This window comes from Clostridioides sp. ZZV15-6598 (genome assembly GCF_020657705.1).
GTDB lineage: Bacteria > Bacillota > Clostridia > Peptostreptococcales > Peptostreptococcaceae > Clostridioides > Clostridioides difficile_F.
This window is the reverse complement of record NZ_JAGWCS010000074.1, coordinates 1-19347: the sequence shown is the minus strand read 5'-3', so window position 1 is coordinate 19347 and position 19347 is coordinate 1. Positions and strand designations below refer to the sequence as shown.

General features: G+C 28.0%; 17 protein-coding genes and 1 other annotated feature. All 17 genes read right to left on the bottom strand.

Features of this window, described 5'->3' with window-relative positions; genetic code table 11:
* A partial coding sequence (locus tag KGF50_RS14020) for a cache domain-containing protein (RefSeq protein ID WP_227848629.1) occupies positions 1-771 on the bottom strand: 771 nt, incomplete at its 3' end.
* 932 nt (positions 772-1703) lie between these two features.
* On the bottom strand, positions 1704-2954 hold the full coding sequence (locus KGF50_RS14015; RefSeq protein ID WP_227848628.1) for a DUF1015 family protein: 1251 nt from the start codon (positions 2952-2954) through the stop codon (positions 1704-1706).
* Between the two features lie 31 nt (positions 2955-2985).
* The gene (locus KGF50_RS14010) at positions 2986-3927 is read right to left on the bottom strand and encodes a D-2-hydroxyacid dehydrogenase (RefSeq protein WP_227848627.1); all 942 of its coding nucleotides are present in this window, start codon (positions 3925-3927) and stop codon (positions 2986-2988) included.
* A gap of 239 nt (positions 3928-4166) precedes the next feature.
* Positions 4167-5243, bottom strand: coding sequence for a pyridoxal-phosphate-dependent aminotransferase family protein (locus KGF50_RS14005; protein ID WP_227848626.1), 1077 nt, complete (start codon positions 5241-5243; stop codon positions 4167-4169).
* A 355-nt stretch (positions 5244-5598) separates the two neighbouring features.
* On the bottom strand, positions 5599-6114 hold the full coding sequence (locus tag KGF50_RS14000) for a PaaI family thioesterase (protein WP_227829832.1): 516 nt from the start codon (positions 6112-6114) through the stop codon (positions 5599-5601).
* Between the two features lie 305 nt (positions 6115-6419).
* Positions 6420-7490 carry a 3-isopropylmalate dehydrogenase gene (gene leuB / locus KGF50_RS13995; RefSeq protein WP_227848625.1) on the bottom strand — a complete coding sequence of 357 codons (1071 nt, stop codon included), beginning with the start codon at positions 7488-7490 and terminating at the stop codon, positions 6420-6422.
* Positions 7491-7496: 6 nt separating this feature from the next.
* A complete protein-coding gene (gene leuD, locus KGF50_RS13990; RefSeq protein WP_227848624.1) occupies positions 7497-7988 on the bottom strand; it encodes a 3-isopropylmalate dehydratase small subunit in 492 nt (163 codons plus the stop codon).
* Positions 7989-8002: 14 nt separating this feature from the next.
* Positions 8003-9280 carry a 3-isopropylmalate dehydratase large subunit gene (gene leuC, locus KGF50_RS13985; RefSeq protein ID WP_227848623.1) on the bottom strand — a complete coding sequence of 426 codons (1278 nt, stop codon included), beginning with the start codon at positions 9278-9280 and terminating at the stop codon, positions 8003-8005.
* Positions 9237-10979 carry a 2-isopropylmalate synthase gene (gene leuA, locus KGF50_RS13980; RefSeq protein WP_227848622.1) on the bottom strand — a complete coding sequence of 581 codons (1743 nt, stop codon included), beginning with the start codon at positions 10977-10979 and terminating at the stop codon, positions 9237-9239. Before leuA ends, leuC begins: the two co-directional genes overlap by 44 nt.
* A gap of 129 nt (positions 10980-11108) precedes the next feature.
* Positions 11109-11353, bottom strand: a binding site (T-box leader).
* A gap of 156 nt (positions 11354-11509) precedes the next feature.
* Complete coding sequence (locus KGF50_RS13975; RefSeq protein WP_227848621.1) at positions 11510-11956, bottom strand: hypothetical protein; 447 nt, start codon at positions 11954-11956, stop codon at positions 11510-11512.
* Positions 11957-11976: 20 nt separating this feature from the next.
* On the bottom strand, positions 11977-12696 hold the full coding sequence (locus KGF50_RS13970; RefSeq protein ID WP_227848620.1) for a phosphatase: 720 nt from the start codon (positions 12694-12696) through the stop codon (positions 11977-11979).
* A gap of 117 nt (positions 12697-12813) precedes the next feature.
* Positions 12814-14079: a S1 RNA-binding domain-containing protein gene (locus KGF50_RS13965; protein ID WP_227848619.1), complete on the bottom strand. Its 1266-nt coding sequence runs from the start codon at positions 14077-14079 to the stop codon at positions 12814-12816.
* 212 nt (positions 14080-14291) lie between these two features.
* A complete protein-coding gene (locus KGF50_RS13960; RefSeq protein WP_227848618.1) occupies positions 14292-15659 on the bottom strand; it encodes an MATE family efflux transporter in 1368 nt (455 codons plus the stop codon).
* 241 nt (positions 15660-15900) lie between these two features.
* Positions 15901-16338, bottom strand: coding sequence for a COG2426 family protein (locus tag KGF50_RS13955; protein ID WP_227848617.1), 438 nt, complete (start codon positions 16336-16338; stop codon positions 15901-15903).
* Positions 16339-16369: 31 nt separating this feature from the next.
* Positions 16370-16999, bottom strand: coding sequence for an HAD family hydrolase (locus tag KGF50_RS13950; RefSeq protein WP_227848616.1), 630 nt, complete (start codon positions 16997-16999; stop codon positions 16370-16372).
* A gap of 21 nt (positions 17000-17020) precedes the next feature.
* Entirely contained in the window at positions 17021-17908 is an 888-nt protein-coding gene (locus tag KGF50_RS13945; RefSeq protein ID WP_227848615.1) for a decaprenyl-phosphate phosphoribosyltransferase, read from the bottom strand.
* A gap of 28 nt (positions 17909-17936) precedes the next feature.
* On the bottom strand, positions 17937-19160 hold the full coding sequence (locus KGF50_RS13940; RefSeq protein WP_227848614.1) for a DUF6080 domain-containing protein: 1224 nt from the start codon (positions 19158-19160) through the stop codon (positions 17937-17939).
* Positions 19161-19347 lie beyond the last annotated feature (187 nt).

Sequence of the window (19347 nt, the reverse complement as noted above, 5' to 3'; positions counted from 1 at the left end):
TATATATACATCATATGAAATATTGTCTGACTGAATAGATACTACTTCATTTGGTACAACAGAAAACATATACCAATCATTAATTCCAAGTGGCTGATAATTCAACATAAATTTCTTATTATCTAAATTATAGTTAGAATATCCAGAATTATCATTTTTCATATTTTCTTTTATAGCTTTTAAACAATTTACTTCCTCACAATTATCATTATTAAAAAGTTTAAATACACATGATAACATTTTACTATTTTCGTTTGTATTTTGAGCAATTACATCTCCATTTTTTTTTGCAATATAAACGTGTGCTTTTTTATCAAATGCAGATAACCCTAGAAATTCATTTAATTTGGTTGAATCATAAGTTCCACTTAAAACACCTGCTACTTTCCCATCTTTATAGATAGGAGTAGCTAAAACTATTATTTCTTTCTTATCAATAATAGATTTTAAAGATTCTGATATATTTTTTTCGCCATTTTTAGCTTTTTTAAAATAATCTCTATCTTTTAAATTACTAATAATTCCATCATTAGAATAACTTTTTCCATCCAGTGTAGAAACAGACATTCTAATTAAAGAACTCCGCTTTACTCCAGAATCCATTAAATTAATCATCATCTCATTATTTATATTATCTAAATTTTCTGTAAAACTAGCAATAGATTCAAGCATGTCAAATTGACCACTAAGTTTTGTCTTAAGATTAATTATGTTATGCTCCGTAAATTCTGACAAATATGTATGTGTGGTCTCTTTCAACTTATTATCCAATTTAAACTTAAACTTAAAAATAGCCCCACAGGTTAAAATAATTATAATAATAAACAAGATACTAATACCTAAAATTTTTGGCTTTAGCCTGTTCACCATACTCACATCCTCATTATATATAATATATTATATGTTTATATTATATCCTCCTACTTTAATACATATTTTATTTCTTCCTATATTAGAATCAAACAACATATATTTAAATTTATCTATAAAATTTTTATTTTATACTTCTTTTAATTATATATTAATTGATATATAAAAATTATTCTCCTTTATAATACTTATATTAATAAACTCTTTATAATTTCTTATAGTTCTTTTCATGCTTATAAATACATCAAACAATTTAACATTGTCCCACATTTAATTTAAAAATAAAATTAGACTCAATACATCCTCCTTTTTAACACTTTGATTTTAATGAATATTAAAAAAATATAACTTTGCTTTCTTTTGATTTTAATAATGGCTAATAACATGGTATATTATTATTCATTCTTTTTCTAATTAATCACTATACTTTTTATATAATCAATTCATTCCTAAATCAATTTAATATTTTCTGAAACTTCAATACTATTAAAAAAATTATAAACTTTGTACTCATACTTGAAACTTAGTTTCCGAATAATAATTCTAGCATGTCACTTTAATATCCTTTTATTTTTCCACTTTTGCTCATATAACAATATAGTCTATAATAATAAATAGCTTTCAAAATTTATTATAAATATCATCTATACAAATTTCCAATCTAAATTATAACACACAATATCGCTGTATTACTGCCAAATGTAACTTTTTTCCATATACAAATTTTAGAAAAGTTATCTCTTATAATTTACAATTAATATACTATTATTTTTAATTAAAAATTAAAGGCTAAAAAGTAATAAAGTTTACTTTTTAGCCTTTGATTTTATTAATTATTCATTTATTTCGTGTAAGAATAGTCCACATCTTACTTTAGGTTCAAACCATGTTGACTTAGCTGGCATTATCTTGCCTGCATCTGCTACTCTTATTAAATCTTCAATACTAGTAGGATACATTGCAAATGCCACCTTCATATCCTTATTAACTCTTCTTTCTAATTCCTCAATACCTCTAATTCCACCAATAAAATCGATTCTCTTATCTACCCTAGGGTTTTCGATTCCTAAAATAGCATCAATCACATAATTTTGTAGTATAGAAATATCTAATGAGTCAACTGGGTCTTCTATGTCTAATAAATTCTTATTTGCCTTCATTTTGTACCATTTATCACCTAGATACATTCCGAAAGTTCCTTTTTTGTCAGGTTTATATTTTTCTTTACCTTCCATTTGTTCTATATCAAAATTTTCTTTTATTTTATTTATAAATTCTTCTTCATTTAAACCATTTAAGTCTTTGATAACTCTATTATAATCTAAAACCATCAGATTTTCATCTGGTGCAATCATTGCTATAAAATAATTAAATTCTTCTTTTCCAGTATAGTTTGGATTTTTAGCTCTCATTTCTTTAGCTACATTTTCTGCTGAAGCTGTTCTGTGATGACCATCTGCAATATATAAATAATCTAATTTTCCAAATTCATTTACTAAATTACATATTATATCATCATTATCAATCTTCCACACTGTATGCTCTATCTTGTCATCTGTTATAAAATCATATAAAGGTTCCTGATTATCCATAAAATCATTTATTATATCATCTATTAATCTTTGATGTTTGTAAGTTACAAGTATAGTTCCCGTATTAGCATCACAGTATTTTATATGATTAGTTCTATCAACTTCCTTTTCTGGTCTAGTGTACTCATGTTTTTTTATTGTTCCATCTAAACTTTCATCAACTGAAATACATGCCACTATACCAACTTGAGCTCTACCATCCATGACTTGTTTGTATATATATATACAATCTTTTTCCTCTTTTACTAGAATTTCTTGTTGTCGAAATTCATCCAAATTTTCTCGCGCTTTTAAATAAACTTTTTCATCATATAAATTTATATTTTCATCTAAATCAATTTCTGATTTATCTATATGCAAAAATGAATATGGATTCCCTTTTGCAATTTCTCTAGCTTCTTCACTATTCATAACATCATAAGGAAGTGCTGCTACTTTATCTACTATATATTTATTTGGTCTAATCGCCTTAAATGGTTTAATCGTTGCCATTACTAAATTCCTCCTAATTGTATAAAATATTTTATAATGCTACCCCTATTAGATTGTTGAAATCAAGAAAGTAGTCTTGAATCACATTTACAATTTCTTCTCCAATTCTTTCTTGAGCCTCTACTGTAGATGCACCAATATGAGGTGTAGGAGAAACTCTTGGGTGATTTACTAAATCTAGATTTAATGTAGGTTCTTGCTCATAAACATCTATTGCTGCTGCTGATAATTTACCCTCATCTAATGCTTTTAGTAAATCTTTTTCGTCTACCAAACCGCCTCTTGCACAGTTTATTAAATAAGCTCCATTTTTCATCTTATTTATTTCTTTTTCAGTTATTACTGCCCCCTTATTCTTATCAAAAGGTATGTGTAAAGATAAGAAATCTGCTTTTTGTAAAACTTCTTCCATATCACAGAATCTATATTTATTAAAGCCTTGTGCTTCACCCATTATATCAGTATATATAACATTCATTCCTAATAGTTCTGCCCTCTTTGCAACTTCTTTTGCAATTCTTCCAAAACCTATAAGTCCTAATGTTTTTCCATTAATTTCTGTACCTTTGTATTTTTTCTTTTCCCATTTTCCATCTCTCATAGTTACATTTGCAGTATTTATGAATCTTGCAAGTACAAATAATTGACCTATTGTAAGTTCTGCAACAGATATACTACTTGCATTTGGAGTATTCATGACTTTTATGCCATTAGCTTCTGCATATTTAACATCTATATTGTCTAGTCCTACCCCACCTCTTACTATCAATTTTAACTTTTTACCTTCTAATGCTTTGTCTATTACATCCTTAGTAACCTTAGTAGCTGAACGTACTACAAGTACATCAACATCTTTAAGTTTATCCCCTAAAACATCTTTTTCATAAAACTCTTCCATCACATTAAAATCTAACTCTCTCAATTTTCTCGCTGCATCTTTCTCTATTCCATCAGTAATTAATATATTATACATAACAAACTCCTCCAATTATATTCACTTAACTTTTCCAATTTTTATTTTTTAAAGTATTTTCATCACTAAAAAACTTTATTTAATTACACTTTCTATTTATATAATTTTCAAAATATTTTTTATTAAAGTCATACCAAATTTTATTAATGTTTGTTAAAAATTTAATATGTAATTTTCATAAAACACATTTTATTTTATATATTTTAAATTTAACTTAAAATACACATAATTTTGCAATATTACTTATTAAAACCTAATATATCATCAATATTATTTAATAATTCTTGTACCTCTTCGACAGTATAGTCACCCATATGTGAAATTCTAAAAGTTTTTTCTTTTAAATTGCCATAGCCATTTGCTATTTGGAATCCTCGTTCTTGTAGTTTTGAATTTAAATTTGATACACTAATACCTTGAGTATTTTCTATAACAGTAAGTGTATTGGATAAGTGATTTTCATTGGTAAAAATTTGGAAGTGTTTTTTAGCCCAGACTCTAACTAAGTTTGCCATGTCTTCATGTCGTTTGAATCTGTTATCTAGGCCTTCATCTAATATATTATCTAATTGGAAATCTAAAGCGAACATGTGAGAAAGAGATGGTGTTGAAGGGTATTGGTAGTTTTTCTTGATTAAGTATTCATACATTTCTAACAAATCAAAATAAACTCCTCTAAAAGGTACTTGCTTAGCTCTATCGATTGCTTTTTGAGAAAATGTGCAAATAGACATTCCTGGTGGTAATCCCAGTGCTTTTTGTAATGATGTTATACAAATATCTATTCCAATCTTATCAACCTCGACTTTTATTCCACCGGCTGAACTTACAGTGTCTACACAGTAGACCACATCTTTATATTTTTTAACAACTTCTCCAATTTCTTCTATTGGATTTCTTATTCCAGTTGAAGTTTCATTGTGAGTTACGGTTATTAAATCATATTCTCCGGTAGAAAGCACCTTATCAACCATTTCTGGTGTTGTTGCCTCTCCTAATTCAACTTTAAATATATCCGCTGGGACATTATTAGCCACTGCCATTTTGTACCATCTATCACCAAAGGATCCACAGGAAAATACTGCTGCCTTTTTGGATGTACAGGAACGAATGGAGCCTTCCATTAAACCGGTTCCGGACGACGTGGATAAAAGTATCGTGTTGTTGGTATAGAATAATTTTTGCATTTTTTCACTTATACTTTTTTGAAGTATAGATGCATCTTTTCCTCTATGTCCTATCATTGGTGTAGCCATCTTTTCCAAGACTTCTGCTCTAACATCAATAGGACCAGGAATAAATAATTTCTTACTCATTATAATTCCCTCCTTTTTTAGTTTGTAATATGGATAGTGTGTTTACTGTCCTTATTTTTAATATCTATAATATCAAGCTAAATTAAGTATGTCAACATAAAAATTATTTTTTATATATAATTTATTTTCTATATTTTGTGAAATCATCCATTTTATGCCTTATCATTAGTTTGAATTTTCTGTTTTTTTCTCATAAAAAAAAGACACTTTTTAAATATATAAATTATTTTTTTTAGCATATAAATTTAATGCTATTATAAGAATTTTTTTTAAGTATAGCTAAGTTATTTTTATCTTATGTTTTTTAACTTCATATTTTTTGACATATCATTTGATATAGCAAATATGTAATTACTTAAAGTTCAATATATTCAACTTTTTCTTCTGATTCAGCAAAAAACCATTCTTCATCAGAAAAATCACCTTCTGCTATTTGACCAATAGGCATCTTCATATATTTTCCAGTTGCTGTTACTGCTATCTCTCCATTCGGCAAAATTATTTCCCCTGTACCTTCAAATAATTTTCTATTTTCTTTAGTTATCCTTCCAACTACTCTTATAGTAGCATCTGTTGGTACTGGTTTTTTATATTTTAATTCCAAAGATACTGTCACACCCCATATTTGGTCATCATTTATACTTACAGCTCTTCCAATAGTCTCATCTAAGATTGCAGCAGACATACCTCCATGAACTCTCCCTGGATAACTCTGATGCCAATCTTTTGTATTACAAATTGATACAAGTTCTCCATTTTCAAGTTCATAAAAATCTGCTTTTAATCCCAATTCATTTTGTGTTCCACAAACTAAACAAGATTTACTACTATTTTGCTTTTTTAAAACCTTATATTTTCCCAAAAACTCCATCTCCTAACTAATATTGATAGTCACGTAATATTCATAATACTAAAATATATTATATAATATTAATTAAATCCCTGCAAATTTCTAATAAGCAAAAATAGGCTATTTCAGCATTAAAATCTTAATCAAAAATATTATTTTCTAAAAAAGCACAATGTGATTTTATGTAATTAAAACTACCTAAAATCACATTGCGCTCTAAGAATAAAATATATCTTGTACCCTAAAGATAAACTATATCACAATAATTTTTTTCTAATTCCCCTAATTATACGACCAAATTGTATTATATAAATTAAACTATAATTCTAAATTTCATTTACTATTAATTCTCCCATTTTCTTTGTACCAACAACAGTTCCTATATTATTATATATATCACTAGTTCTATATCCTTTTCTAAGTACATTTTGTACTGCATCTTCAATGCATTTAGCTTCATCTTTTAGATTAAAGCTATGTCTTAACATCATTGCCACAGATAAAATAGTAGCAATTGGATTTACAATATCTTTTCCAGCTATATCAGGAGCACTCCCATGTATTGGCTCATACATTCCAAAACTATCCTCTCGAAGTGATGCAGATGGTAACATACCTATAGAACCTGTAACCATGGATGCTTCATCAGATATTATGTCTCCAAACATGTTATTAGTCACTATTACATCAAATTGACTAGGGTCTCTTACAACTTGCATAGCGGCATTATCAACATACATATGTGATAGTTCTACATCATCAAATTCTTTAGCTAAGTTCTCCATAATACCTCTCCAAAGTCTTGAACTTTCAAGCACATTTGCTTTATCTACACTGACAAGTTTCTTCTTTCTATTTCTAGCGATTTCAAAAGCCCTTCTTCCAATTCTTCTTATTTCATTTTCATTGTATACCTCTACATCATAAGCCTCTTCTATACCATCAACAATCTTTCTTCCACGCTCTCCAAAATAAATGCCCCCTGTTAACTCCCTCACAACAACAAAATCAATTCCTTTTTCTACTATATCTGCTCTAAGTGGTGAAGATTCTTTTATACTTTCATATATAGTTGCTGGTCTCAAATTTGCAAATAAACCTAAGGATTCTCTTAATTTTAAAAGACCTGCTTCTGGTCTTGTATCTCCTTTACATTTATCCCATTTAGGACCTCCAACAGCTCCAAGTAATACTGCTTCGTTTTCTCGACATATTTCAACAGTTTTATTAGGTAGAGGTTCTCCAGTTTCATCAATTGCACATCCTCCAGCCAATACATATTCACAATCAAATTTATGATTAAATTTATAACATATTTTATTTAAAACCTTTATACCTTCTTCTATAATTTCTGGCCCAACACCATCACCTTTTATAACTGCTATTTTACAATTCATACACCATTACCCCCTGTTTACCTTTATTGAGTTAATTAAACCTTCATTTGTTATGATATTTTGCATAAACTCAGGAAATGGTTCTGCCTTATATTCTGCTCCTTTTGTTATGTTTTTTATTACACCTGTTGAAAAATCCACTTCTACAGTATCGCCTTCTTCTATACTATTAGCAGCTTCCTCACATTCAAGTATTGGAAGCCCTATATTTATAGAATTTCTAAAAAATATTCTAGCAAAAGTTGATGCAATTACACATGATACTCCACTTTCTTTTATTACGATTGGGGCATGCTCTCTTGATGAACCACACCCAAAATTTTTAGTTGCAACTATAATATCTCCTTCCTTTACTTTAGATACAAATTTATCATCAATATCTTCCATACAGTGCATTGCTAATTCCTTATAATCAGCTATATTTAAATATCTAGCTGGTATTATTACATCTGTATCTATATTATCACCAAATTTAAAAACCCTTCCATTAGCAATCATAAACTTTACCTCCCTTAAATTATCTCTGATGGTTTTGATATTTTTCCAGTTATAGCTGATGTTGCTGCTACAGCTGGACTAGCAAGATACACTTCTGAATCAACATGACCCATTCTTCCTACAAAATTCCTATTCGTTGTTGAAACTGACTTTTCTCCTGCTGCAAGTATACCCATATGACCTCCAAGACATGGTCCACATGTCGGTGTAGAAACAGCTGCTCCTGCTTCTATAAATGTAGTAATATAGCCTTTTTCTATTGCTTCAAGATACACTTTTTGAGTTCCAGGAAATATCATCACTCTAACTCCATCTGCAACTTTTTTACCTTTCATGATTTCAGCTGCAACTTCAAGGTCTGATATTCTTCCATTTGTACAAGAACCTATTACAACTTGGTCTATTTTTATATCTTTCTCAATCTCATCTACTGTTTTAGTATTTTCAGGAAGATGTGGGAAAGCTACTGTTTCTTTTAATGTAGCTAAATCAATTTCATATACTTCATCATAAATTGCATCTTCATCTGCTTCGTATACATTTACAACTTTTTCTGTTGTTGTACACTTATGTGAATTTATATATTCTATAGTTTTATCATCTACTGGAAAAATTCCATTTTTAGCCCCTGCTTCTATTGCCATATTACAAATAGTAAATCTATCATCCATAGATAGATTACCTATTCCATCTCCACAAAATTCCATTGATTTGTAAAGTGCTCCATCAACACCTATTTTCCCTATTATATGAAGTATCACATCTTTTCCAGTTATCCATTTATTTGGCTTATTCTTTAGGACAAATTTTATTGCACCAGGTACCTTAAACCAACATTTTCCTGTAGCCATCCCAGCTCCCATATCAGTTGAACCTACTCCAGTAGAAAAAGCACCTAATGCTCCATATGTGCAAGTATGAGAATCAGCACCTATGATTACATCTCCTGCTGTTACTATACCTTTTTCAGGAAGAAGAACATGTTCTATTCCCATATCCCCTACATCAAAGAAATTGACCACTCCTTTGGATTTTGCAAAACTTCTTGTAAACTTACACTGTTCTGCACTTTTTATATCTTTATTAGGTGTAAAATGGTCTAAAACTATTGCCACTTTAGATTTATCATAAACCCCTTCAATTCCTAACTTTTCAAACTCTCTAATAGCTACTGGTGATGTTATATCATTTCCTAAAACTATATCTAAGTTTGCTTCAATCAATTGTCCTTTCTTAACCTCATTTAAATTAGCATGTTTCGCTAAGATTTTCTGCGTCATAGTCATCCCCATTTTCTGCTTCCTCCTCAATATAACTTTTATTTATTGCATTCATAAGAGCATTAATAGCTGCTGTATTTATATTTTCCGATATGCTTACCCCAAAATAAACTTTATCATTATGTTCTATTCCTACATAGGCTACACCTCTCGAATGTGAACCTTCCTCCAATGCATGCTCCCAATAATATCTAAATTTATAATCTTTCATACCACATTGTTTTAATGCGTTGTTAAATGAATCTACAGGACCATTTCCTATTCCAACAATTCTTTGTTCATTACCCATATAGGTTACTCTTGCAGTCATCTCAATCATATTAGTGTCGTCAGAATCATCATTTTCATAATTTATTTCATCCATCGATTTTATCTTGTACTTCTTAACTTTATAAGGACTCTCAACATCAATATATTCCTTCTTAAATAAGTTAAATATTGATTCACTACTAAGTTCCTCTCCTATTCTATCAGATTCCATTTTAACTACATTTCCAAAATGAGAATGCATATTTTTAGGTATCATGAAACCATAATCTGTTTCCATTATATAAACAGCTCCGCCTTTTCCTGATTGACTGTTTATTCTAATGATTTCTTTGTATTCTCTACCTATATCATGAGGGTCTATTGGCAAATATGGAACTTCCCAACAACCATCATTTCTAGTGTTAATTGCTATCATACCTTTTCTAATAGCATCTTGGTGAGAACCTGAAAAAGCACAATGTACAAGATTTCCTGCATATGGGTGTCTGTCATGTACTGTAAGTTTTGTACAATCTTCATATATCTCTATCATTTTATCGATATTACTAAAATCTAACTCTGGATTTATTCCCTGTGTATAAAGATTAAGACCCACATTTACTATATCCATATTTCCAGTTCTTTCGCCATTTCCAAATAATGTACCTTCAAGTCTATCTGCCCCAGCTAATAACCCAAGCTCACTTGCCGCTGTACAAGTCCCCCTATCATTGTGAGTGTGTAAGCTCATTATAATAGAATCTCTACAACTTATATTTTCACAAAACCATTCTATTTGGTCTGCGTATACATTTGGTGTTGCCATTTCTACTGTTGATGGAAGATTTATTATAACTTTCTTTTGTGGTGTTGGTTTCCACACATCTATAACTGCCTCACATATTTCAAGTGCATAGTCCATTTCTGTACCTGTGAAACTTTCAGGTGAATATTCAAAAATAAACTCTGTTTCAGGATATTTTTTTGCTTCTTCATTGAATAATTTTGCTCCCTCAACTGCTATATCTATGATTTCTTGTTTACTCATATTAAAAACCACTTCTCTTTGAAGAATAGATGTAGAGTTATATAAATGTATTATTGCTTTCTTGCATCCTTTTACTGATTCAAATGTTTTTTCTATAAGATGAGCTCTGGATTGTGTAAGTACTTGTATAGTGACATCATCTGGAATCATATTTTCATCTATTAGTTTTCTTAAAAATGTATACTCTGTATTTGATGCTGATGGAAATCCTACTTCTATTTCTTTAAATCCTGTATCTAAAATCATTTTGAACATTCTGACTTTTTCTTCTACATTCATAGGTGTTGGTAGTGATTGATTTCCATCTCTTAAATCGACACTACACCAAACTGGAGCTTTTGTTATTTCATTATCTGGCCATTTACGATTTGCCATTTCCATTCCATTATATTTTTTATACTTTCCATATTTCATGTTGTTCCCCCTCTTTTTTGTTTTTTGTATTCAGTATACCTTATATCGACGCAATTCTTCCCCTTTTTAATTCATAAGTACAAATGTTAAATTTATCATTAGAATAAAAATAACCTCATCTCTAGTAAAACTAGAGACGAGGTTTTGCTCGCGGTACCACTCTATTTAGCTTTTTAAAAAGCTCCCTTAGTAATAGTTACTACTAATTATTATAATAACTATTTTTCCTATAACGTGGAAATACGGTTATCCTAAGTTTTAAAACCCAGGAAACAGCTCCTAGACAAGTTCAGAATTATCAACTGCTAAATCACACCACACTTTAGCTCTCTGGAAGTTTCATGATTCTTACTACTTCTATTCATCGCTTTTTAAATCATTTAAATTTTCTAAATATTTTGATTTAATAGTTATTATATACACATTAAAATGTATTGTCAACACAAAAAAATAATTATCTGTATTTTTTTATTATTTATTTTTCTCAAGTAATCTTTTAAATCATGCTAGCTATTGAAAATAGTATGGTATTACCCCTTAAATTTTTTTATCTTTTCATCTATTATACTCAATAATTTTTTTTCATCTTCCAAACTCAATGCATTTAATCTAATTTTGTAATTAAAATTATCAGCATATATATTTAATATTTTTTTTGTTACTTCTGTTTTTTCTATTACTTTATAATTAAATTTTTGATTTTTTCTAGCTTTTATACTAAAGATACATTGATTATTTATTGATATTGAATGATTATCAAGAGTAAGATATACTTTTCCCTTATATCTATTTGAAAAATCACGACCTTGCTTAAAAAGAAAAACTGCTGTTATTATACATAAAAGATACAAAAATGTTGTTGAATATATAAAAATTGTGGCCAAGATTATAAGGGCTAAAACCATGTTTATAACCATTCCCTTTTTGAAATAACCATTGTCATAATAATTCATATAGATAAACTTATTTTTACTCAAATTTTCTCACTCCTAAAATTCTAAAAATTTATATTAAAAAACTCTACAATTTCATCTTCATGATAATTTATTACTAATTCTTCTGGAAAGTCTACTGATTTTAAAACTTTCTCTGCACTTTCAAATTCACCTATAGAATAACATATATGAGAATCTGTACCAAGAATAACTCTTACACCATATTGTTTACATAACAACAACATTTCACTTGCATTTTCCCAAGTTCCAGTTCTATGAGAATTCGAACTTAATGAAGAATTATTTATTTCTAAAAGAATATTTTTATCCTTCGCTTTTTTTACTATAGACTCATAATCTAAAGGATATCTACTATCATCTGGATGCCCAATTATCTTTACTTTAGGTTTATCCATCACTTTTAAAATAGCATTTGTATTTTCTTCTTTTGTACCTGAAGCTATACAAGGTCTATGCAAACTTGCAATTATATAATCTAAATGTTGTATCATATCTTCTGGAACATCTAAGTTTCCATCATAATCCATGATATTTCCTTCTATACCTCTAAGAATCTTTAAATCTTGTATTTGACGTGGAAGTAGATGTAAATTATAAAAGTAAAATGGATGTGGTCCTCCTGGCATATTAGGGCCATGGTCTGATATACCTAAATATTTTATATTTTTTTGAATTGCTTCTTCAACGTTTTCTTTAAAAGTACTATGTGCATGTCCACTTATTAAAGTATGACAATGTACATCTATAATAGCTTTTTTCATTAATTTTCCTCCTAGTATCTTATATAAATTTTTGTAGATAGTTAAAGGGCTATTTTAAAACTAAAGCTGTCAAAATAGACAGAGTAATGTTTTAAAACAGCCCCCCTTTTGATTATTTTATATTTCTAAGTCTTTAAATTTATCTTTAAATAATTCTCCAATACTTCCTAGAGATTCTTCTACTTCTAAAAACTCTGTTATATCTTCTTCTGGCTCTCTAGTTGCCTCTTTTATTGAAACTAACATTCTCTTAGTTTTTGGTTTAAAATCAAGAATTTTAACTTTAATTTCGTCTCCAATATTAACAACATTAGTAACTTTTGCTACTCTAGTATCACTCAATTCAGAAATTGGTAAATAAGCATCTACACCTTCTTTGATTTGAACAAAAGCTCCCTTTTCTATAATTCTAAGAACTTTAGCATTAACAACATCATCAACTTGTAATTCTTTTGATATTAAATCCCATGGGTCATTGTTTATATCTTTTAATGCTAGTGCAATTTTTTTAGTTTCTTGATTTACATCTAATACATAAACTTCCACTTCTTGACCTTCAGAGACAACATCTTCAACACTTTCAACTCTTGTCCAAGCTAGGTTATTTATATGTGCTAATCCTTCAATTCCACCAATATCCACAAATGCACCATAAGGCATTATCTTAGTTACTTTACCATCTCTTTTTTGACCAACTTCTAGAGAATTAAATAATTCTTCTTTAGCTAATTTAATACGAGTTTTTTCTTCTTCTCTTTCATGCTTAATTCTAGCTCTTTCAGCTTCCTTTTCTGCCTTAATTTGAACTCTTCTTTCTTCTCTCTCTTTATTGATACGTTCTTGTAATACGTCTCTATGAGATGCTACAAATCTATTTTTCCTAGCATCCATTTCTTTTATATATACTTCTAAATTAAGTCCAACAAATTTAGATGTATCTGTAATAAACTTTGTGTCAAGCTGAGAGATTGGTATAAAAAATGTATATGTATTGTAGTTAGCAAATACACCTTTTTCTATATTTTTTTCAACATTTACAGTTATTATTCTATGTTCATCATAAGCTTTGTGTAAGTCAGCAAAATCATTTTTTCTATCTAATTGCAACTTAGATAAAGTTATTGTTCCATCTTTTTGAGATACTTTTGTTATTATAGCAGTTATTTCATCATCTATATGATATAAATCTTCTATAGATTGATTTTTTTCTATGTTTAATTCACTTATAGGTATTATTCCATCAAACCCATAACCTAATTCTAGTTGTACTTCGTCATTTCTCACTGCAGTTATTTTTCCAGTTATCAATTCCCCAACTTTTACTTTGCTGAACACTTGTTCTTGTTGCTCAAGTAGCTCTTGCATTGTTAAATCATTTTCCATTATATAAACATCCTTTCCTCTTATTGATTATCATATCTGTAAATATTATACCATTAATATTGCAAATACTTACATTTTTCTTACTATAATTTTAAATTTTAATTCTAGTTTGTATCTTTGTAAATTATAAAAAATATCTTCTTAAATTAAAATACAAATCTTAGTTTTTATCTAATAATATATGTTTCTAAAAACCTTATACTATTTATATTTTACTCCTCTATTACTTTAGGTTTTGATAGAGAACCTTTATAAAATACAAAGAAACAAATTGCTGTAATAGTGGCTGCTGTTATATCTGCAACTGGCTCTGCTAAAAGTACAGCAAAAAGTTTTTCATCAAAAAACATTGGAAGTATAAATATTAAAGGTATCAAAAGTACAACTTTTCTAAGAAGAGCTAAAATCAAAGATATTTTTGCTTTTCCAAGCGCTAAAAATGTTTGCTGGCAAGCTAATTGTATTCCAAACATAAAAGAACCAGCAAAATATATTTTTATACTCCAACTAGTCATACTAAGTAGTTGTGGATTTTTGTTAAATATACTGACAAAAAACGTAGGGAATATCATAAGTAGAATCCACAAAATTGCAGAATATGTAAAACATGACAATAAACATAACTTAAAGGTCTTTTTTACTCTGTCAATCTGTCCTGAGCCATAATTGTAACTTATTATTGGTTGTGCCCCTTGTGTAAATCCCATGTTAGGAAGCATAAGAATTTGCATTATACTACTCATTATTGCCATTGAACCTACTGCTAAATCGCCTCCATACATCTGTAATTTGCTATTTAATGCTATAAGCACTAAACTCTCCGTAGATTGCATTATAAATGGAGAAATTCCCAGCCCTAATACTGGCAAAATAATACTTGCTTTAGGCATCATGTATTTCTTCTTTATCTTAAGTATACTTTTCTTTCCAAACAGAAATACCAATACCCAAATAGCAGAAACTCCTTGTGCAATTATAGTGGCTAATGCAGCTCCTTTTACTCCCATACCAAATCCAAATATAAAAATTGGGTCTAGTATTATGTTTATCAAAGCTCCTATAGCAACCGTAACCATACCAGTTGTCGCAAATCCCTGAGTATTTATAAAAGTATTCATACCTAGTGAAATTTGAACAAATACTGTACCTATTAAATAAATATTCAAATAATCCATTGAGTATCCAATTGTAGATTCGCTTGCTCCAAATAACCAAAGTAAAGGTTCTTTTCCAATCTGAAAACCTATAGTCAATAGTATCGCCAAAATAACTAATACAGAAAAACTATTACTCATTATTTTCTCTGCTCCATCATTATCCTGTTCGCCCATTTTTATAGCAGCTAAAGGTCCTCCCCCCATACCAATTAAATAACTACATGAAGTTATTATAATTATTATAGGAAATGCTACTCCGACACCTGCCATAGCAACTTCTCCACTTTCCATTCTACCAATAAAGATTCTATCTACTATGTTGTACAAAACATTCACAATTTGTGCAATAATAGCTGGTGTAGCCAATTTAAAAAGCAATTTGCCTACATTCTCACGACCTAAATCAGTATTTGAATTTTCCATCTTAAAACCTCCTTAATAATTTAATGTTTAAATCTATTACTATTAAAAATACATTTTATATAAAAACTTTATTTTATTGATAGGCAAGTTTAAATTAATTTCCTCATAAATAATACTATACTATATTTCTTTTATGATAGTAAATATTTTAAGAGCAAATGAATTTAAATATTTTGCCTAAAAAAAAAATTTTTTCACATACTTTCATAAAAAAACTATCCAAATATACTATTGGATAGTTTTATATTATATGTAGAGAAAGAGCTGATACTATAACTCCAGACAATAAATTTCCCAAAAATACTCCTATAAAAGCATCTTTTATTCTCATTTTTAGTATTGAGGCTATCGCAGATGCAGTCCATGTTCCTGTTGTTGGAAGTGGTATACCTACAAATAGTATTATACCTATTATTGAAACGCTTTTTAATTTCTTCATTCTTGAATTTATTTTTTTATCAATTGTGTCCGCAAGTCCCTTAAATAACTTTTTCCCTCTCAAAAATTGCAATATGTGTCTAAACGTCAATATCAAGGGAATTGATACCAATGTAGAGCCAATCACACTAAATACATAAACCCATATAGGATTTAAACCCATTGCAATACCTATAGGAATGGCTCCTCTTAATTCTGTTACAGGAACCATAGACAAAATTAATATGTGAAAATATCCCAAACTATCCCCTCCTATTCTAAGTGATATAAAGCTATGAATTTATTTGTTCTATAACCTCACCATTTTTCTTATTAACCAAAAATGCATTTTTAGCTAAGGAAAGCATAGGTAAATCACTTTTAGAGTCTGAATATGCATATGAATTTTCATAATCAATCTCAATTCCAAGTTTATCTAATACAGTATTTATTCTCTGTATTTTTTCAATTCCCTTGCAGTTTTCGCTAATGAATTGGTTTTTGTATCTTGAGTTTTCACAAAATAGTTCAGTGCCTATAACCTCATCTGCCAAATCATAGTACTTAAAGTACTTCATATATGCATATGGAGATGCAGTTATCATAATTACAACGTTATCATCTTCTTTGTTTTTGTAAATTACTTTTTTCATAGACTCATTAATTTTTTTCATTATACAACTATCAAAAAAATCTTTTAACTCCTCTTCACTAAAATCTACTATTGGATAAAAGATTGCCTCTTTTGCTTTTTTCAAAGATACTATTTTAACCAAATACATGATTAGAGTAAAAATTATGTATGGCAATTTTATAATAGTCTTAAGTGTTTTATTTTTTAAAGAATAAATAAAAAAATCTACCATACTATCAGTATTTATCACAGTATAATCTATATCGAGCAATAATACACTTTTTTTCATAAGTATTTCCCCATCCTATCGCTAAAAAATTAATATTATTAAACATGCAATTACCCATAAGATTACGTTTATTTTTAAAGCATTATCTTTTAGTACAATATCAGTAGGATTTCCTTCATTTGTTGTGTTAATTATATAATTATATCTGAGTACACCATAAACTACAAATATTGTTGTAAATATCATATTTGGCTTTTCTGGATTACTTGTAGAATATAATGCATAACATACAATTGTAGAACTTAATATAACTATCATCATTTGATTTAAATTTTCTATATCATAATCTTCTAGTATTTTTCTATGCTCAACTGCATCATCTTTTAAAAATATTATTTCTTTTTTGCGTTTTCCAAGAGCTAAATACAGAGATAAAAAAAATGTACATAATATTATCCAGTTTGATAATCTAACATCTATAGCTACACACCCTGCATAAACTCTAAGTATAAAACCAAGAGATATAGAAAACACATCTAATAGAATTATATTCTTTAATTTAAGAGAATATAATATATTATTTATCAAATATAAAATGAGAATTATAGTCAATTTTAAATTAATAACCGTTGACAAGCAAATTGAAATTAAAGCTAAAACAACAAATAATATAGTCGCACTCCTTTTACTTATTCTTCCACTTGCTACTGGTCTATTACGTTTTTTAGGATGTTTTTTATCTTTATCCATATCTATAGCATCATTTAATGCATATGCTGATGATGATATCAAACAAAAACACACAAAAGCTATAAATGTATTTAACAATAGACTTATATTTAGTATATTGTTTGAAAATATTATAGCAGCAAATATAAATAAATTCTTTATATACTGCTTTATTCTCATTAATCTTATATAATCTGAAATTTTAGTAAGAAGATTAATTATTGTATTTGTCTGTTTCATAAACTTACTACCCTTTCAATATTATTTTTTAAACAGGATATGATTTTATCCCAATATTTAAAATTTCTATAAATCCATTTATATTACTAATTATTATAGTGACTAGCAACAATGATAAAAATATATTGTACATGCTTTTTTCATTTTTTCTAAGTGCTTTAGTAAAGTAAGCTAATAAAACTATAACAGCAAAACTAAAGTTTATAGTCATGATACTTGAATTAGTAAGATTGTATCCTATTATACCATGTAAAACTAAATTAAATAAAATTATTCCCATACACAACTTAGGAACTCTTTTTTCTGAGTTCTCAATAACTGCTAAAACACAAAAACAAAATGCTAATAGAGTAAGAATAACTGGTATCGTTGCAACTTCTCCATTTTGCAAAAATAGTCCTTTTTTAATCTCCGCTCCAGGAAAATAAAAAACTGAATACAGTAATCTTTCTATAATCATTGCAACTTTTTCTAAAAAAGGCTCTCCACTTATAAACTTTGTATCATATTGTATTACATTTCCAAGATTCATAAAACTTTCATAAGATTTTGTTGAAACTACACAAATATATGCCATTATAATAAATGTAGTTAAATGTTTTAAAATTTTACCTATTTTTAACTTAAATTCAAATATTAGGTTAAACAAATACAAATATATATTACTAATAGTTATTCCAAATAATGGGATAGCTGCCAATTCTACTAAATAAGAGTTCTTTCCATTCATTTTATTTGCAATAAATATAAAAAATATTAATGTAAACTGACTATATATAAACCTTTCTACATTTAAGGTCATAAATAGTTGTGGAAAAGAAAATATCATTATCATAGTAAGTAAAATTAAAGTTAACCTCTGCATCTTTATTTTTTTAATATGATTAAAAACTAAAGTTATAGATGTAGCACTAGTTATTATTTGCAGGCAAATCAATCCAAATCCATAAGCACTATTAAAATCGGTTGTCCCTGGATTTGCTATTGAAGTACATAATAAGTATATTGGATATGCAAAAATTGATATAATAGCTGAAAATAATACGTGTTTGCTATTATCTTGATTTATAGCAAATACATTTAAATTGAATAGTACACCTGTATCTGTATCTAATAATACATCATAAGTATTGTTCAAATCATAAAATATTGTAGTTTTAGAAAAGAATGCCATTGTTATTATTAAATAAGTTATTATGACTAATATAAATAATAACATCTCATTTTTATATTTAAATATATTATTTTTCAATATATGTCACCCTCCATTCATTATATAGGATTTGTTACTACCTACAATTTATTCTTTTAATTATAATAATCATTTTTATAATATCCTTACTTGTTTTATTGTAATTGTATAATTCCTTATTTACAACCACAATATTTACTTTATTAAAAGCTATAATTAAATAAAATTTATTTGTGTGATATATATT